The organism is Pedobacter steynii, from assembly GCF_900103665.1.
Classification (GTDB): Bacteria; Bacteroidota; Bacteroidia; order Sphingobacteriales; family Sphingobacteriaceae; genus Pedobacter; species Pedobacter steynii.
Genome location: NZ_FNGY01000012.1, coordinates 24860 through 42066, shown reverse-complemented (window position 1 = coordinate 42066; position 17207 = coordinate 24860). Strand labels below are relative to the sequence as shown.

17 protein-coding genes are annotated in these 17207 nt (G+C 41.1%); 8 read left to right on the top strand and 9 right to left on the bottom strand.

Annotated features, from left to right (window positions below):
• Nucleotides 1-2: 2 nt before the first annotated feature.
• Nucleotides 3-293 carry a DciA family protein gene (locus BLQ87_RS27010; protein WP_074612049.1) on the bottom strand — a complete coding sequence of 97 codons (291 nt, stop codon included), beginning with the start codon at nucleotides 291-293 and terminating at the stop codon, nucleotides 3-5.
• Nucleotides 286-1389, bottom strand: coding sequence for a DNA replication/repair protein RecF (gene recF, locus BLQ87_RS27005; RefSeq protein ID WP_074612048.1), 1104 nt, complete (start codon nucleotides 1387-1389; stop codon nucleotides 286-288). Before recF ends, BLQ87_RS27010 begins: the two co-directional genes overlap by 8 nt.
• Nucleotides 1390-1593: 204 nt before the next feature.
• On the opposite strand from recF, the gene BLQ87_RS27000 reads away from it, so the two are divergent.
• From BLQ87_RS27000 to ytxJ, 3 genes are all read left to right on the top strand, one after another.
• Nucleotides 1594-2262, top strand: coding sequence for a tetratricopeptide repeat protein (locus BLQ87_RS27000; protein ID WP_074612047.1), 669 nt, complete (start codon nucleotides 1594-1596; stop codon nucleotides 2260-2262).
• A 77-nt stretch (nucleotides 2263-2339) separates the two neighbouring features.
• Nucleotides 2340-2831: a 6,7-dimethyl-8-ribityllumazine synthase gene (gene ribH, locus BLQ87_RS26995; RefSeq protein ID WP_074612046.1), complete on the top strand. Its 492-nt coding sequence runs from the start codon at nucleotides 2340-2342 to the stop codon at nucleotides 2829-2831.
• Nucleotides 2832-3046: 215 nt separating this feature from the next.
• Nucleotides 3047-3379, top strand: coding sequence for a bacillithiol system redox-active protein YtxJ (ytxJ, locus tag BLQ87_RS26990; protein WP_074612045.1), 333 nt, complete (start codon nucleotides 3047-3049; stop codon nucleotides 3377-3379).
• On the opposite strand, the gene BLQ87_RS26985 is transcribed toward ytxJ, so the two are convergent.
• On the bottom strand, nucleotides 3369-3773 hold the full coding sequence (locus BLQ87_RS26985; RefSeq protein WP_074612044.1) for an OsmC family protein: 405 nt from the start codon (nucleotides 3771-3773) through the stop codon (nucleotides 3369-3371). The genes ytxJ and BLQ87_RS26985 overlap by 11 nt on opposite strands.
• Nucleotides 3774-4139: 366 nt before the next feature.
• On the opposite strand from BLQ87_RS26985, the gene lipA reads away from it, so the two are divergent.
• The 3 genes from lipA (at nucleotide 4140) to BLQ87_RS26970 (ending at nucleotide 6502) form a co-directional block, all read left to right on the top strand.
• Nucleotides 4140-5018: a lipoyl synthase gene (gene lipA, locus BLQ87_RS26980; RefSeq protein WP_069379571.1), complete on the top strand. Its 879-nt coding sequence runs from the start codon at nucleotides 4140-4142 to the stop codon at nucleotides 5016-5018.
• Nucleotides 5019-5079: 61 nt separating this feature from the next.
• Nucleotides 5080-5631 carry an RNA polymerase sigma factor gene (locus BLQ87_RS26975; protein WP_074612043.1) on the top strand — a complete coding sequence of 184 codons (552 nt, stop codon included), beginning with the start codon at nucleotides 5080-5082 and terminating at the stop codon, nucleotides 5629-5631.
• Between the two features lies 1 nt (nucleotide 5632).
• On the top strand, nucleotides 5633-6502 hold the full coding sequence (locus BLQ87_RS26970) for an anti-sigma factor (RefSeq protein WP_074612042.1): 870 nt from the start codon (nucleotides 5633-5635) through the stop codon (nucleotides 6500-6502).
• Here the strand turns inward: BLQ87_RS26970 and BLQ87_RS26965 are convergent.
• The 4 genes from BLQ87_RS26965 to BLQ87_RS26950 all read right to left on the bottom strand — a co-directional run bounded on the left by BLQ87_RS26965 (nucleotide 6499) and on the right by BLQ87_RS26950 (nucleotide 12407).
• Nucleotides 6499-7446, bottom strand: a complete 948-nt coding sequence (locus BLQ87_RS26965; RefSeq protein ID WP_074612041.1) for an NAD(P)H-hydrate dehydratase — start codon at nucleotides 7444-7446, stop codon at nucleotides 6499-6501. The genes BLQ87_RS26970 and BLQ87_RS26965 overlap by 4 nt on opposite strands.
• A 10-nt stretch (nucleotides 7447-7456) precedes the next feature.
• Nucleotides 7457-10300: an excinuclease ABC subunit UvrA gene (gene uvrA, locus BLQ87_RS26960; protein ID WP_074612040.1), complete on the bottom strand. Its 2844-nt coding sequence runs from the start codon at nucleotides 10298-10300 to the stop codon at nucleotides 7457-7459.
• Between the two features lie 114 nt (nucleotides 10301-10414).
• Complete coding sequence (locus BLQ87_RS26955) at nucleotides 10415-11467, bottom strand: 2Fe-2S iron-sulfur cluster-binding protein (protein WP_074612039.1); 1053 nt, start codon at nucleotides 11465-11467, stop codon at nucleotides 10415-10417.
• 85 nt (nucleotides 11468-11552) lie between these two features.
• A complete protein-coding gene (locus tag BLQ87_RS26950) occupies nucleotides 11553-12407 on the bottom strand; it encodes a lytic transglycosylase domain-containing protein (RefSeq protein WP_074612038.1) in 855 nt (284 codons plus the stop codon).
• A 175-nt stretch (nucleotides 12408-12582) separates the two neighbouring features.
• Here BLQ87_RS26950 and BLQ87_RS26945 point away from each other — a divergent pair, with 175 nt between their 5' ends.
• Nucleotides 12583-14139: a pseudouridine synthase gene (locus BLQ87_RS26945; RefSeq protein ID WP_074612037.1), complete on the top strand. Its 1557-nt coding sequence runs from the start codon at nucleotides 12583-12585 to the stop codon at nucleotides 14137-14139.
• A gap of 239 nt (nucleotides 14140-14378) precedes the next feature.
• A complete protein-coding gene (locus BLQ87_RS26940; protein ID WP_245723940.1) occupies nucleotides 14379-15449 on the top strand; it encodes a lactonase family protein in 1071 nt (356 codons plus the stop codon).
• A 51-nt stretch (nucleotides 15450-15500) separates the two neighbouring features.
• Here the strand turns inward: BLQ87_RS26940 and bshA are convergent, their stop codons facing one another.
• The gene (gene bshA, locus BLQ87_RS26935; RefSeq protein ID WP_074612035.1) at nucleotides 15501-16646 is read right to left on the bottom strand and encodes an N-acetyl-alpha-D-glucosaminyl L-malate synthase BshA; all 1146 of its coding nucleotides are present in this window, start codon (nucleotides 16644-16646) and stop codon (nucleotides 15501-15503) included.
• 71 nt (nucleotides 16647-16717) lie between these two features.
• Nucleotides 16718-17200, bottom strand: a complete 483-nt coding sequence (locus BLQ87_RS26930) for a hypothetical protein (RefSeq protein WP_074612034.1) — start codon at nucleotides 17198-17200, stop codon at nucleotides 16718-16720.
• Nucleotides 17201-17207: the final 7 nt, after the last annotated feature.

Genomic DNA, 17207 nt, shown 5'->3' with positions numbered 1-17207 from the left:
TCCTAAAGAAATACGATTTCTGTGATCACTTCAGAACCGGCCCGCTCATTTAATTTTTCAATGATCCCGGTTCTGACCATCATCAACTCATTCTTAATTACCGAAGATTCTATCCTCACAAACAGTTTCTTTTGGCTGATGTAAATCTGTGTCGTGCGGTTCCCGATAGCCACGCCCATCAGCTCCGGCCAAAGCGCAATGATCGTGGTCTCATCGAACTTACCTTTGAGCTTATATACATTGAGCATTTTTCCGATACCTTCTTTTAAGGTGATGTCATTAGGTTTACGCATGATTTACTGCTCCGTTATTTACTTCAAATAAAGTGACTGCTACATCTATTTTATTAAACACGGCCATCACCCGCTCTCTTCCTGTGTCGGTAATAAAAATCTGTCCGAAATCCTGATGGGATACCATTTCCATCAATTTATGCATCCTGTTATCGTCCAGTTTATCAAAAATATCATCTAACAGCAACAAAGGCTTGAATCCTTTAAACTTCTGAAGATAAGCATATTGAGCCAACTTTAACGCAATTAAAAAAGATTTCTGTTGCCCTTGCGAACCGAACTTCTTCAAAGGCATTCCGGTGATCGTAAAGATCAGTTCATCCTTATGAATTCCAGTAGTCGTTCTTTCTAAAATCTTATCTTTTTCAATAGATTGCCCCAGCAGTTTGAGAAAAGGTGTCTCGCTTAATTGCGACTGGTAAAACAGACTTACTTCTTCTTTATCATCCGTTAAAAACTGATAATACTTATCAAACAGGGGAATAAAATCCTTCATAAACTGCTCGCGTTTGGCGAAGATTTTATTTCCGGACTGTACGAGCTGCTCATTGTAAATCTCCAGTAAAGTAGGGTCATAGCTTCTGGTTACCGCAATCTGCTTCAACAACGCATTTCTATTTAAGAGGTGCCTGTTGTATAAAATGAGTTCATCCAGATAATGTGCATCTGTTTGCGAAATTACATTATCCATAAAACGACGACGCTCCTCACTCCCATCCATAATGATATTAGTATCATAAGGAGAGATCATGACCAGGGGAAACAACCCAATATGACTGGCCAGCTTATCGTACTCTTTCTTATTCCGTTTAAATTGTTTCTTCTGGTTTCTTTTTACACCACAAGTAATCTTCTCATTTTTTTGCTCGCGCTCAAAATCCCCCTGGATCATAAACAGATCTTCGGAAGTCTTAATTTGCTGACTGTCTATTGGATTAAAGTACCCTTTACATAAACAGAGGTAATGTATGGCATCCAACAAATTTGTTTTGCCAGCACCATTATTACCCACAAATGCGTTCACAGTTTTTGAAAAACTGAGACTGGCATCGGCATAGTTCTTAAAATTGAGGAGTGTAATGTTTTTTAACCACATATTATTATGCAGCAAAGTTACCTTTTATTTCTCTTCTCTTATTCCGTAATATTTCAGTTATTTTAATGGCTCTCTACTAGAATATTAAACATCAGGTAGTTCTGTTTGGAAGTACCCTTCAATAAAGTTTAATAAATCCGCAAAAAGGGGTTGATACTTTGATGTAAAAATGTATTTTTGCAATCCTTAATTTTTTTAAATAAAATGTCTACAACAGAAAAAGAAGTAAATCACCCGGTAAAGAAGGGTTCCTTTTTAGAAGAAAACTCAAAAAGCCTTTTGTTCATTGCAGGCGCTGTAGTGTTATTGATTGGAGTTTACCTTTGGTATCAAAATGTATATTTAAAAAACAGAGCATTGGAAGCTTCTGCAAAAATGTACAAATCAGAACAGTATGTTGGAGTCGATTCCCTTGCCAATAAAGCAATTAATGGCGCTGCGGGTTATCCTGGTTTAGAGAAAATTGCGGAAGAGTACGACAATACCAAATCAGCAAATTTAGCTAACCTTTATTTAGGTGGTATCTATTTGCGTAAAGGTGAATACAAAAAAGCAACTGAAGCTTTAGGTAAATACTCAGAAACAGGAAGCCCTGTTGCAGATCCATTGGCCTTAGGTTTATTAGGTGATGCTTACAGTGAGTTGAAAGACTTTAAACAAGCTGCAACTTATTACAAGAAAGCTGCTGATAAAGCCAGCAACAAATTCACTTCTCCTTTGTTCCTTAAAAAACTAGGATTGGTTTATGAACATCTTAAAGATTTCAAATCTGCGGAAGATGCTTACACGAAAATTAAAACTCAATATCCTGAAAGCCAGGAAGCAGCTATGGCAGATGAATTCATCGCCCGCGCTTCAGCTCAGGTAAAATAGTTGAGCAGAAAAATATTATGACAAAGGTTAGCCATTACGGCTAGCCTTTTTTTGTACCCTTTACTTATATTTGCAAAATGGCAACACAACTTAAGAACCTATCTGACTTTTCTCATACCACCATCCCTAACGGAAGTGCATTTAAAATCGCGATCGCCGTTGCAGAATGGAATGCAGAAATTACAGGAAGCCTGTATAATGGCGCTTTACAAACCTTACTCAACAATGGGGTATTGGCAGAAAATATTGTTTCTATTGCAGTACCGGGTACTTTCGAGCTGACCTCCGCTGCAGACATTTTATTGCAAAAACACAAAGATCTTGATGCAGTAATCTGCCTGGGATGTGTGATTCAGGGAGAGACCAGACATTTTGACTTTATCTGCGATGCAGTAGCTCATGGCATCACACAGGTCAGCGTGAAATACAGTAAACCCGTAATCTTCGGTGTACTGACCACAAATGACCAACAACAGGCAATTGACCGCGCAGGTGGTAAACATGGCAACAAGGGCGACGAGGCTGCGATTACAGCACTAAAAATGGCAGAGCTGGTGGCTACAATTTAGCAATACCTTGTTTCTTCATATTAAAATCTGTAAATTAGTAGAGAATTTTTATAAAAATTAACCTCATGAAAAAAGTAGCCATATTATTGCTTGGCGTATTCTTAACCATAGCGCTTCTGGAAGCCTGCTCAAACCGTCTTTGTCCGGCATACGGCTCTTATCCGGAAAGCAGGAGAAGAAGATAAGCAACAAACATACATTTTAGGAGAATATTGATGCAGTGGAAATTTATAACTGATTTGGCACAAATCAGTGACATACAAAAAGAAACCGGGTACAGCTTAATTTTTAAACACAGCACCCGTTGTTCGGTGAGCATGATGGCAAAAAGACGCTTTGAAATGGATTGGGAAGCCATCCCGACAGACACGTCCTTATATTTTTTAGATTTAATCAGCTATCGTGCGATTTCCGCACAAATAGCTGAGACTTTTCAGGTTCACCATGAATCCCCACAAATCTTATTGATTAAAGACGGGGAATGCGTTCTTGATGCTTCACATAGTGACATTTCCGCAGAGGAAGTTGCTGAAGTAATTAATAATTAAAAGAAACTGTTTTCTTAAGATCAGGATGTAAACTGAAAGCTACCGGACAGGTATTGGCCGATCTTTCAATGATCTTTTTATCCTTATCAGAATAGTCATTTGCAGGGAATTGGAAGTTGACCACAATTTCCGAAACCCTTCTTGGATTTTCGGCCATGATCTTCGTAATCTCGCAGGTCGCGCCATCGATGTTAAATCCATGTTCATTCGCTGCAATTCCCACAATCGTCAACATACAGTTTCCCAGTGAAGTCGCCAGCAAATCTGTTGGTGAAAAAGCAGCGCCCTGTCCTTTATTATCTATCGGTGCATCAGTAATGATTTCATTTCCGGAACGTTCATGAACGGATGTGGTTCTTAAACCACCATTATAGGTTATTTTTGAAGTTGCCATCGTCTATATTTTAGATTACAAGATTAACATAATTTTTCAAAGGAGGCAATTCAATTCGGCTTTTCATCCTTCCTGGTCTACAACAACTCCTCGCATTTACCTCCTGTCCGGCGTTTTGATGTTCCGTTTAATTTCCGTTAAAGTTGTGTCTCCCTAAAATTGATCGTCAATTGACCTTCAATAGGAGGTTGATAGGTCCATAATTGGTCTAACAGGCCTATCAATAGCCATACACCAGGCAGTTAACGTTCAATTTTAGGAAAACACACATGAATATCATCTGAATATCACCGAAAACAGAGAACATTACATCCGGCAAACACTTCATTTTTATAACTATTCAAACCTATTGCTTAACTTTGCATCATGATCGCACTTCCGGTTGTTTCCGCAAACCCAGTACAACGTAAACCAGATTGGCTTAGAGTTAAGCTTCCTGTAGGTAAAGAATATGCACAAGTACGTAGTCTTGTAGACACACATAAGCTGCACACCATTTGCGAAAGTGGCAATTGCCCGAACATGGGTGAATGCTGGGGCGCAGGTACCGCTACCTTTATGATTCTTGGAAATATCTGTACCCGCTCCTGCTCTTTCTGCGCAGTAGCAACAGGCAGACCATTGGCAGTAGATACCGATGAGCCAAACCGTGTAGCCAATTCTGTGAAGTTAATGCAGGTAAAACATTGCGTAATCACTTCTGTGGATAGAGACGACCTGAAAGATGGTGGCTCCATCATCTGGGCAGAAACATTACAGGCAATCAGAAGAGAAAGTCCGGAAACAACACTGGAAACCCTGATTCCTGATTTCAGAGGGATCTGGGACAACCTATACCGCGTATTGGAAGAAAGACCAGAGGTGATGTCGCACAACATTGAAACAGTAAGACGTTTAACCAAACAGGTCCGCATCCAGGCAAAATACGACAGAAGTTTAGAATGTCTTAAACGCATTTCGGACTTTGGCTTGAGAACAAAAACAGGCATCATGCTTGGATTAGGAGAAACTGAAGAAGATGTATATGAAGCCATGGATGATCTTGTTGCCAATGGTGTACACATCCTTACTTTAGGTCAGTATTTACAACCTACCCGTAACCACCACCCTGTATTGGACTGGATTCATCCTGATCAATTTGCAAAATACAAAGAAGTGGGAATGGCAAAAGGATTTAAATATGTGGAAAGTGGCCCATTAGTGCGTTCTTCTTATCATGCCGAAAAGCACCTATTCGATTTGTAATTTTTATACCATAAAACAAATTTTATCTTTTGCTGTTGTTGTTTCTGTATATTAGCTGAACTTGACCGCAACAAAGAAAATATCCCTCTCTGAAGAAGAACTTGTCCGGGCCCTAAAAAGCCAGGAAACAATTGCTATTAAAGCATTGTACGAGATGTATTCAGGAGCATTGTTCGGTGTCATTTCAAGAATCATCCTTCAACCTGAGGTTGCGGAGGATATATTACAGGAAACTTTCATAAAAATCTGGAAATCTGCTGACAATTATGACAGCACTAAAGGGCGTCTATTTACCTGGATGATGAATATTGCCAGGAATTTAGCCATTGATAAACTCCGTTCAAAGGATTTTAAAAATGCCAATAAAAACCAGGACATAGAAAATAACGTAGATTTCATTGACGCTCAAAAAGAGGTCACTTTCAATGCAGATGCAATTGGTTTAAAAGACATGGTTACGTCACTTAAACCAGAGTTTAATCTGGTATTAGATATGGTGTATTTTAAGGGATATACCCATGTGGAAGCGGCAGAAGAATTGGATTTACCATTGGGTACAGTGAAAACGCGTATCCGAATGGCAATTATGGAACTAAGAAAGAATTTTAATTAAGGTGGAAGAGGGAAAAGCATATATAGAATCAGGCATACTTGAGCTTTATGTTCTTGGCGAGTTAAACGAGCAGGAGCAACATGAAGTGGAAGCAATGGCGGCACAATACCCTGAGGTAAAACAGGAGATTTCTGCGATTGAGCTTGCTATGGAAGAATATGCGATTCAACATTCTGTTCAGCCTTCTATAGGCTTAGCAAATAAAATATTAGAAAAAATAGAAGCGGCAACAGTGGCCACGCCTAAAGTTTCTGAAAATTTAACTCCTGCAACTCCACAGGAAGCTAAAATCCTTCCTTTATATCCTGAAGGTTATGAATCAAAATTAAAAACCCTTAGGATTGCCTTAATCGCTTGCGCCGTTCTCCTTATCGTAGCTGGAATTGCGCTTTACACTGCACATACAGAATTGGGTACTGCCAAAGAACAAATCATTGCCCTCAATCAGGATAAGCAGAAATTCGCCAATACGGTGAATTACATGAAAGAGACCAATCGGGAATTACAGACCATTGCCGATATGCCGAATGATCCGGATTGGAAGATCGTCAAACTTGCCGGTACAAAAATGGATCCTCAGGCTAAAATGATGGTTTACTGGCATACTTCAGGACGCCATGTGATGGTAGACAATTCCAAAATGGGACTTCCAAAAAATGACCAGGCACACCAGTACCAGCTTTGGGCTTTGGTCAACGGAAAACCGGTAAATCTTGGTGTATTTGATGTTAAAGCGGATACCACACACATTCTGCTTAAAATGAAAGAAATCGGATCAGCACAGGCTTTCGCTGTCACTTTGGAAAAACGTGGTGGAGTAGCAAGCCCAACGATGGATCAGATGATCGTTATGGGTAGCGTATCAATCTAATCTTCCGGTTTAAAATCTATAAACCTTTTTACTGCTTTTGGAATTTCCCGGGCCACTTCTGATGCGGTAACGTTAATGTGATGTGCAGCCAGTTCATCTCCTGCTTTTCCATGAAAGAAACAAGCCAGAATTGCAGCAGCTTTAGCACTATATCCTTGTGCCACATAAGCGGCAGTTAAGCCGGTCAGAACATCTCCCATCCCACCCTGTGCCATAGCGGGGTTACCGGTCTGATTAATCATTACATCTCCCTGCTGGTCTATAATGAAAGTAAATTGATTTTTCAGGACAATCACTGCACCTAATTTCTTAGCTTCTGTACGGGCAGTCTGTAGTCGTTCCCACCAGTTTTTATGCTTGCCAAACAGGCCGTCAAATTCTTTTACATGAGGAGTGAGAATCGAATCCTTCGGTAAATGATACAATAGGTCCTGATGTTCAGCAAGAAGGCCCAACGCATCAGCGTCGGCAATGATTGGCCGTTTCAATGCAAACAAGCCCTCCAGCACCGCCATACCGTCCAATAGCTTTCCAATTCCCGGACCTATGGCAACAGCATTATACTTCTTCAAAGATTTCATTTTAATGAGCTGCTTTCTTTCCAGAAACATCACCTCTGGTAAAGTGGAATTTAATGCAGTCAACCCACTCTCCGGAATGGAAAGTGTCGTTAAACCTGCGCCGCCATAAAGGCAGCCTTTTGCAGACAACATGGCCGCTCCCATTGTCCGGATTTCTCCGGCAATGATCAGCGCATGGCCATACGTACCTTTATGGGAAAAGGGCAGTCTACGCTTGACCAGGCCCCTGATATCTTCTTCTTCTATTAATTTATAAGGAGAAGCGGATGCTTCTGTACTTTGTTTATTTAATCCCCGATCAACGACCTGCAATTTACTCAATGGATCTGTATCGGGCAGAAAAGTATTCAGGAAGACTGACATAACTTTAATTTTATAAGCCCATTTCTTTCTTCAAAAATTTACCGGTTAAACTTATCGGGTTTTGTACCAATCCTTCAGGAGTTCCTTCAAATATGATTCTACCGCCACCTGCGCCACCTTCTTCTCCTAAATCAATTACCCAATCTGCTACTTTTACGACGTCAAGGTTGTGCTCAATCACCAATACGGTGTTCCCTTTCTCTACTAACTCGTTCAGCACACCTAACAAAACATTTATATCCTCAAAATGCAGGCCAGTTGTGGGTTCATCCAAAATATAAAATGTTCTGCCAGTATCTTTCTTAGACAATTCTGTAGCCAGTTTAACGCGCTGAGCCTCACCACCTGAAAGCGTTGTAGACGACTGACCTAAAGTAATATAGCCTAAACCTACGTCCTTCAGCGTTTTGATCTTCCGGTAAATTACCGGCATGTTTTCAAAGAAATCACATGCATCTTCAATACTCATATCGAGTACATCACTAATGGATTTACTCCGGTAACGAACCTCCAGCGTTTCCCTGTTATATCTCTTTCCACCACATTCTTCACATGGCACCTGAACATCGGGAAGAAAGTTCATTTCTATAACTTTCATTCCGCCCCCCTGACAGGTTTCACACCTCCCACCTTTTACATTGAAGGAAAAACGACCGGGTTTATAACCTCTGATTTTTGCTTCCGGCAATTGTACAAATAGGTTTCTGATGTCGGAGAATACTCCGGTATAAGTAGAAGGATTCGATCTTGGCGTACGCCCGATGGGTGCCTGATCGATCTCAATCACTTTGTCTATTTCTTTGATCCCATTGATCTTCTCATAAGGCAAAGGATGTTTCTTCGCCCTGAAAAAATGGTGGTTTAATATCGGGTATAAAGTTTCCGTAATCAGACTTGATTTTCCGCTTCCGGAGACACCGGTTACTGCGATGAATTTTCCAAGAGGGAAATCTACAGACACCTCTTTCAGGTTATGTCCGCTCGCTTTTATGATGGATAGCTTATGTCCCGTTCCTTTTCTGCGCTTTTTAGGTACTTCAATCCCTTTTTTACCATTCAGGTAAGCCGCGGTCAATGTATCAGATTTTAAGATCTCCGCAGGTGTCCCCTGTGCAACAATCTGACCACCGCGAACGCCTGCTGCCGGCCCCACATCAATCACGTGATCTGCTTCCAGAATCATGTCTTTATCGTGCTCTACCACCAATACCGTATTTCCAAGGTCACGCAGATTTTTAAGTGCCCCGATCAGACGCTCATTGTCGCGCTGGTGAAGGCCAATACTTGGCTCATCCAGAATGTACATGACATTCATCAGTTGCGAGCCGATTTGTGTAGCCAGACGAATCCGTTGCGCCTCTCCTCCTGATAACGTACGCGCAGTACGGTCAAGAGACAGGTAGTTCAATCCTACATCCGTCAGGAAGCCTAATCTCGCCCTGATTTCTTTAAGAATCTCCTTGGCAATTGTATTTTGTCGTTCATTTAAACGGTTTTCCACGTCAACATACCAGTTTTTAAGGCTATTGATGTCCATTTCTGCCAGTTCAAAGATGTTTTTTCCGTCAATCTTAAAATGCAGGCTTTCTTTCTTTAACCTTGCTCCATTACAAACCGGACAGGTTTTCAGTTTGCGGAAAGTCTCCATATCATCTATTGCCCCTTCCCCTTTCTTCTCCTGCTGCTCTTCCAGCAATTTGATGATGCCATCGAAGGTAATCTGATAGTTCTGAACATTCCACTTATTATATTCCACCGCCACACTTACCAACTCGTGTGATCCATTAAGGATGATACTGATGTGTTCTTCGCTTAGTTTTTCCAACGGGGTAGACAAAGAAAAATTATATTTTTTTGCCACCGCCTTTAATACCTGGAACACCCAGATGTCGCGGTATTCCCCCAGTGGGGCCAATCCCCCGTTCATAATGCTCAACTTTGGATTCGGCATCACCGATTCCTTATCAATAACGAAGATATACCCCAGTCCGTCGCAGTTCTCACAGGCCCCATAAGGAGAGTTAAAAGAGAAACTGTTAGGTTGTGGTTCATCGTAAGAGATTCCCGTTGTAGGACACATCAGAAAACGGCTGAAATGGGAAACATTATTGTCCTTATCGCTGATTTTAATGATTCCTTTTCCCAGACGCATTGCCGTTTGCAGGGAATCCTGTAATCGTTTCTGGTCTTTTCTATCAATAATGAGCCTGTCGACTACAATTTCAATGTCGTGGATCTTATAACGGTCTACCTGCATCTTCGGGCTAATGTCCTGAATATCCCCATCCACTCGCACTTTTACATAGCCTTGTTTCCGGATCTGCTCAAACAATTCCCTGTAATGTCCTTTACGCCCTTTTACCACCGGCGCAAGGATATTAACCGGCATGTCTTCAAATTTATTGTAAATATTACCGAGGATCTGATCTTCGCTCATACGCTCCATCTTCTCCCCTGTATTGTAGGAGAAAGCATCCGCTGCACGGGCATATAACAAACGCATGAAATCGTAGATTTCTGTGATCGTTCCCACAGTAGACCTTGGGTTTTTACTGGTAGTTTTTTGCTCAATGGCAATCACCGGGCTTAAACCGGATACTTTATCCACATCCGGACGCTCCATTCCCCCCATAAACTGACGGGAATACGCACTAAAGGTTTCCATATACCTCCGCTGCCCTTCTGCATAAATGGTATCAAAAGCCAGTGAGGACTTTCCACTGCCACTGAGACCGGTAATGACTACCAGTTTATTCCGTGGAAAGGAAATGTCTATATTTTTAAGGTTATGTACCCTGGCTCCATATACTTCTACATCCTTTTGCTCGCCCAGGTCAACGGTATTTTTGCTCATATTTTTATTAAAACTGTACTGATATCTATATATTTAGGATAACAAATTTTCAGCCACAAAAATGCTAAAAATTTTATCAAAAGAAAAGTTTACGCAAGGCAGACCCGAGATTGTTTACCAAACCAGTGTGGTGCCATTTTCAGTAGGGTGACCGGTACAAACCAGCACTCTTCCTGCTGCAATTTCATCATCCATTAAAACTTCATTATAATCCATTTCCACATGCCCCTTGATACAATTGGCAGTACAGGTGCTGCAGATGCCAGCATGACAGCTATATGGCAGGTCTATTTTCTGTTCCAGTGCCGCATCAAGAATACTCTGGTAGTAAGGCACCTCGATTTCATGTACTTTCCCACGGTAGTTCAGAATCACAGCATAAGTGTTGGTATCCCGGACTTTCTTTTCTGTCATGTCATCTTCGTCTGCTTCATCTTCCGGAAGCACAAAAGTTTCTCTTTTTATCTGCGTTCTGTCGAAACCCAGATTCAGTAAAGTGATCCGGCATACGTCCATGTAATCCACTGGTCCACAAGTATAAAGCAAGGCGTCTTCTTTTTCAAATTCCAGCTGCTCCGCCACAATCCGTTCGATCAACTGTCCGTTTAAGCGCGCCATCAATAAGTTCTTCGACTGACTGAACAGATAAATCAGTTTAAAACGATCCGGATACTGCGCTTGTAAAGCATTGAGTTCTGCGTAAAATAATGTTCCTTCTGCAGACCTGTTGCTATAGATTAATATGACTTTACTGTGTTCCTCCCTGATGAGTGCCGTCTTCAAAATCGAAAATAAAGGGGTGATTCCCACGCCTGCAGCAAAAAGGAAAACGGTCCTTCTGATTTCCTGCTCGGGAAGATAACTGAATTGCCCGTTGGGATCCAATGCAGTTAAAACATCTCCTACCGCAGTTTTATGGTGTAATAATCTCGAAATCGCTCCATTTTCAACTCTTTTAATGGCAATAGACAAAGGTTCGTCCACATCCGGAGAGCTACATAAAGAATAAGACCGCCTCAGTTCTTTCCCTTTTTCTTCAAAAACCAGGGTCAGGAACTGACCGGCAAGATAATCCGGCTTGGGTCCTTCCAGGGGTTCAAAGCTGATGATTAATGTCTCCCCCGGACAATAGGTCATCGTGGTAATACGCAGTTTTAACAATCCCATATCGGGTAAAATAGTAAAATTCCAAGAAAAACAAAAAGCCGGAATAAATTCCGGCTTCCCCCATTTGTGTGTCTTTTATCTTTTATTATTCCGCGTTTGTGGTCTTTTCTGCATTATTTGCAGCTTTTTCAGCATTGTATGCCAACAAGGCTCTTGGCGCTTTATAGCCATACCTGCCAGGAAATTCCAGAATCTGCTTCATGGAAATCAATTTGTACACATAACCCGCCGTTTCACGGTTTAGCTTCATCTTGAAATAATTGTCCTGTTTTTGCCTGTTGATCTGCCTTTGCATATGGCCATCACCTACATTATATGCAGCTGCAACCAATGTCCAGCTATCAAAAATGCCGTAAAGCTCTTTGATATACTTTGCCGCTGCAATTGTTGACTTACGTAAGTTGTTACGCTCGTCGACATTTGAGTTGACTTTCAAACCAAAACTACGGGCTGTCCCTGGCATAAATTGCCAAAAGCCTGCAGCACCTTTAGGTGATACGCCTGCCTTTAATCCTGATTCAACTAAAGGGATGTATTTAAAATCCTCTGGAATGCCATAAGCGGCGAGGATTGGTTCTATTACAGGAAACCATTCTGCCGCCTTATTGTGCAAACGATTGGTCTGTAATTTACTGTGACTGAATGCAGCAAGAACTTTTTTCATTTTACGTTCCACCCTGGCATCGCCCAGTGGAAGTGTCTCTTCTGCAAAATTTAACCGGGCAATTACTGCGACCGGTCCTTCGATTTTTGGTGTTAATGTATCTGTATTCTTTGTTGTTGTTTCTTCTTTTAAAAGACTTTTTGCTGCTTGGGGCATGTTGTAAGCAAACACTTTTGCCATAACCAGTAATGCAATTATTACCGTACATGTTATTATGTGTTTCTTTATCATTTTCCTCCTTTTTTTGGTTAACAATTTTAAAACGTTTGCAAACATACGGTATATTATGTTAATTATCAACCTTTTACAAAAACTGTACTCAAAATCAACGTTTAAACACCCATAGGCTATGATTTTTTACATCTTGTACAAATCCTAAAAATTTAGCTGTAAATTGGCCGATTTTTACTAAATTTGCAGCCGCATAAATTATGCGGTTATATAGCGTATCATGATCAAAGACAACAACAGGAACAGTCGGGATGACAAGTCCAAACCGGGAAACAGAAGTACAACAGGCAAAAGTCGTAGTGGAACAGACAGTTCTTACAAAGGCAAAGGCAAGTTTGACGACAAAGAGGGGAAGGATAATAAGTTTGGTGGCCCGAGAGATTTTAAACCAAGAGAAGGCGATAGAAAAGACTTCAAACCAAGAGAGGGAGACAGAAAAGACTTTAAGCCAAGAGAAGGCGGTTCAAGAGATTACAAACCTAGAGAAGGTGGATCAAGGGATTACAAGCCAAGAGAAGGTGGCTCAAGAGACTTCAAACCGAGAGAAGGTGGTTCGAGAGATTTCAAACCAAGAGAAGGAGATTCAAGAAGCTTCAAACCAAGGGGAGAGAATGAGTCGAGAGACTTCAAACCCAGAGAAGGTGGTTCAAGAGATTACAAACCGAGAGAAGGTGGTTCGAGAGATTTCAAACCAAGAGAAGGCGGTTCAAGAGATTACAAGCCTAGAGAGGGTGGATCGAGAGATTTCAAACCAAGGGGTGATAATGAGTCAAGGGATTACAAACCTAGGCCACACAGTGCAGGAAGCTCAAGAGATGTTCCTCCTACAGATAAAACCCGTAGTTATATAAAGAAAGACAATTTCGGAAGTGGTGATCAACCTTTCAGAAAATTCGACGATAAAAAAGGATCAGCTTCCAGAAGTACGGACAGCAGACCATTCAGAAAAAGAGAAGACGACAATACCAAACCAGGATTCAAGGCACGTGGAGAACGTTCTGAACGCGACGACAGCAACACTGTTATGCGTGGCAGAAAAGCGCCGATTCCTAAAGATGACGGACTGATCCGTTTGAACCGTTACATTGCCAATTCAGGCATTTGCTCCCGCCGTAAAGCGGATGAGCTGATCGCAGCAGGTGTTGTATCTGTAAACGGAGAAGCAGTTTCGGAACTGGGACATAAAATTGACCCTGCGAAAGACGAAATCCGTTACAACGGAGAATTGTTGAAACGCGAAAAGAAAGTTTACGTTTTATTGAACAAACCAAAAGATTACATCACCACTACTGACGATCCTCAGGAACGTCGTACCGTGATGCAACTGGTAGATAAAGCAAGCAGAGAACGCATTTATCCGGTAGGAAGATTAGACCGCAACACGACAGGTCTTTTATTGATGACCAATGATGGTGACCTTGCGGACAAACTATCGCATCCTAAAAACGGCATCACTAAGATCTATCATGTGGAATTGAGCAGAAGCTTGAGCCAGGGAGATTTGAACAAAATTCAGTTCGGTATTGAACTGGAAGATGGAATCATCAAACCAGATAACGTATCGTATGTAACCGGAGGTAGTAAACGTGAGGTTGGTATCCAGATCCATAGTGGTAAAAATAGAATCGTAAGAAGGATATTTGAACACTTAGGTTATGACGTGGTAAAACTTGACCGCGTTGTTTATGGTAACCTGACTAAAAAAGATCTTCCACGTGGAAGATGGCGTTATTTAGAAGAACATGAATTGATCCAGATTAAACATCTGATCAAATAAAAAATACCTGAAGAACCGGTTACGTTTGATGTAACCGGTTCTTTTATTTATACCCCTTTCCGAATAGGACATCGCCGCCTGGCCGATCTTCTTTACCACCCTTCTTTTCCGGAAAACAGATCAGATCTCTCAACAATCTGAACATATTTCCTATAATTTCAAGTTTAATATGATATTATTGCTAAATAATAAACATTCAAATGAGAGCACTTTTATTTTTTCCAGTAATACTTCTAGCCATGCAAAGCTATGCACAACAAACAGATTATAACCTAATCATTGGAACCTATACCAACACAGGAAAAAGTGAAGGAATTTATGTGTATAACTTCAATACAAATACTGCTGATTTCAAAGCAAAAAGCATCACTAAAAATGTAGAAAACCCAAGCTATCTGGCTTTAGGAGCAGGAAATAAAACAATTTATGCCGTTAATGAAACCGGAGCAAGCAGCGCAGTCAGTGCTTTTCGTTTCGATGCGGCATCCGGCAAGCTGACTTTCTTAAACAAACAGGCAACCGGTGCCGATCCATGTTATGTAATTGCCGATCAGAAGAACGTCATGACGGCCAATTATTCCGGAGGAAGCATTTCCGTGTTCGGTATTAAAAAGGACGGCTCTTTATCTGCGTTAAAACTACTCGCACAACATACAGGAAAAAGCATTGTTAAGCCTCAACAGGACCAGCCACACGTTCACATGGCACAGTTTACACCAGACGGTAAATATATTGTGGTGAACGATCTGGGTACAGACAAGATCTTTTTATACAAATACAATCCAAACCTGAATGAAAAGGTATTGCAAACACAATATAGCATCGAGGTAACGCCGGGAACTGGCCCCAGACACCTCGTATTTAGCAAAGATGGTAAATATGCCTACCTCGTTGGAGAAATCAACGCAGGGATCACGGTATTCAGTTATAGCGACGGGAGTTTAAATGAAATTCAACAAACGAAACTCACTGAAGAAGGATTTAACGGACAAAATGGGGCAGCAGATATCCACCTTTCACCTGATGGCAAGTTTTTATATGCCAGCAATAGGGGATCAGAAAATAAGATCACCATTTTCGCGATTGAAAAAGGAGGCTTGTTGAGCATTAGAGGATATGCAAGTACACTGGGTAAAGGACCAAGAAATTTCGTCATTGATCCAAGTGGAAAATATCTCCTTGTAGGACACCAATACACCAATGACGTGGTTATTTTTGAACGTAACCTGGAAACAGGCGCATTAAAAGATACCGGCAAAAGGATTGAAGTGGGTGCTCCGGTATGTCTGGTATTTGCTCCGGTAAAATAACAGCATTAAAAAACAAAAGCCCTTTGGATGATCCAAAGGGCTTTTTTATGATTAAACAATTTTCAGCTTATGCGCTTCCTCTATTACCTGATTATAATAATCTATATAGATTGGCAGGATTTTCTTCAGGTCAAAATCCTGAGCCCTGATGAAGGCATTCTCTTTAAATCGTTGTAACACCTCATCATTCTCCAGAATCTGGATTCCTTTCGCTGCCATATCATCTACGTCCCCTACATTGCTCATAAAACCGCAGAAGCCGTCAATGTTCAATTCTGGCAAACCACCCGCGTTGGAAGTGATTGCAGGAACTTTACAGGCCATCGCCTCTAATGCCGCCAGTCCGAAGCTTTCCGACTCTGAAGGCATCAGGAACAAGTCAGACACCGAAAGAATCTCTTCTATCGCATCTTGCTTCCCTAAGAAGCGTACATGTTCACAAATTCCCAGTTCACGGCAGAGCTGCTCATTATAAGCACGTTCCGGACCATCTCCTACCATTAATAGTTTGGAAGGGATTTTTTGTTGAATCTTCTCAAAGGTCTTGATCACATCTCCTGTACGCTTCACTTTTCTGAAGTTAGAGGTATGGATCAGGATTCTTTCGTTATTAGGTGCGATTGCTTTCTTGAAATGGTCTTTAGGCTTCAGGCTAAACCTGTTGAAATCGATAAAGTTTGGAATCACTTTGATCTCATTGGTGATCTCAAAATGTTTTTCCGTATCCTCTTTCAGGTTTTGTGATACCGTCGTCACACCGTCAGATTTATTGATGGAAAAAGTAACTACCGGCTTATAGGTTGGGTCTTTACCCACCAGGGTGATGTCCGTTCCATGCAGCGTAGTGACAAACGGGATATATATTCCATAAGTTTCCAGAATTTGCTTGGCCATAAATGCAGCAGAAGCATGTGGAATCGCATAATGTACATGCAGAATGTCCAGCTTTTCAAAGCGTACGACATCTACCAGTTTACTCGCCAGTGCAGATTCATAGGGAGCATAATCAAATAAAGGATAATCCCTTACAGATACTTCATGATAGAATAAGTTGGCAGAGAAAAAGTCGAGGCGGGCAGGCTGACTATAAGTTATAAAATGGACCTGGTGACCTTCATCAGCAAGTGCTTTACCTAATTCAGTAGCAACTACTCCACTACCTCCAAAAGTTGGGTAACAAACGATACCTATTTTCATTCTAGCGAATTTGTTTTACGATGCAAAGTACAATACTTAAACTGAGCTTTGTGTTAAACAATTGCAATTATTTAAGATTTCATCTGGTCCTTCAGAACAAGGTACATCTCATTGGGGCGTTGTGTCCCGATAAAGTACTCAAAACCATCACGATCGGTAAGTACTACGGCATCTTTTCCGGAAGAATAAAAGCGGACACTTCCTTTACGGTGCAGGTTATATACCGGATTGTTGAATAAGTAATTGCTATAGGTATCTTTTCTAACGCTTTTTATCGTATGCAAATCAATCTCCACCTTTCTGGCAGACCATAAACCGTCGATCAGGATTTTTTTATCATCGATGATCGTTTTATACTGAATCATGAAAAGGAGAATAATAGAAACGCCGATAATTCCAAAACCTACCACCAAAAACAGGTCCTGGGTATTGTCGCGATCACGCTCATAAACATAAGCAGCAAAACAAAATGCAGCCATAACCAACCGAATACATATTCTGATGTAATCGCGGCCTATATATTGTTTCTCCAAAAATGCGTATCGGTTCCCCATCTATATA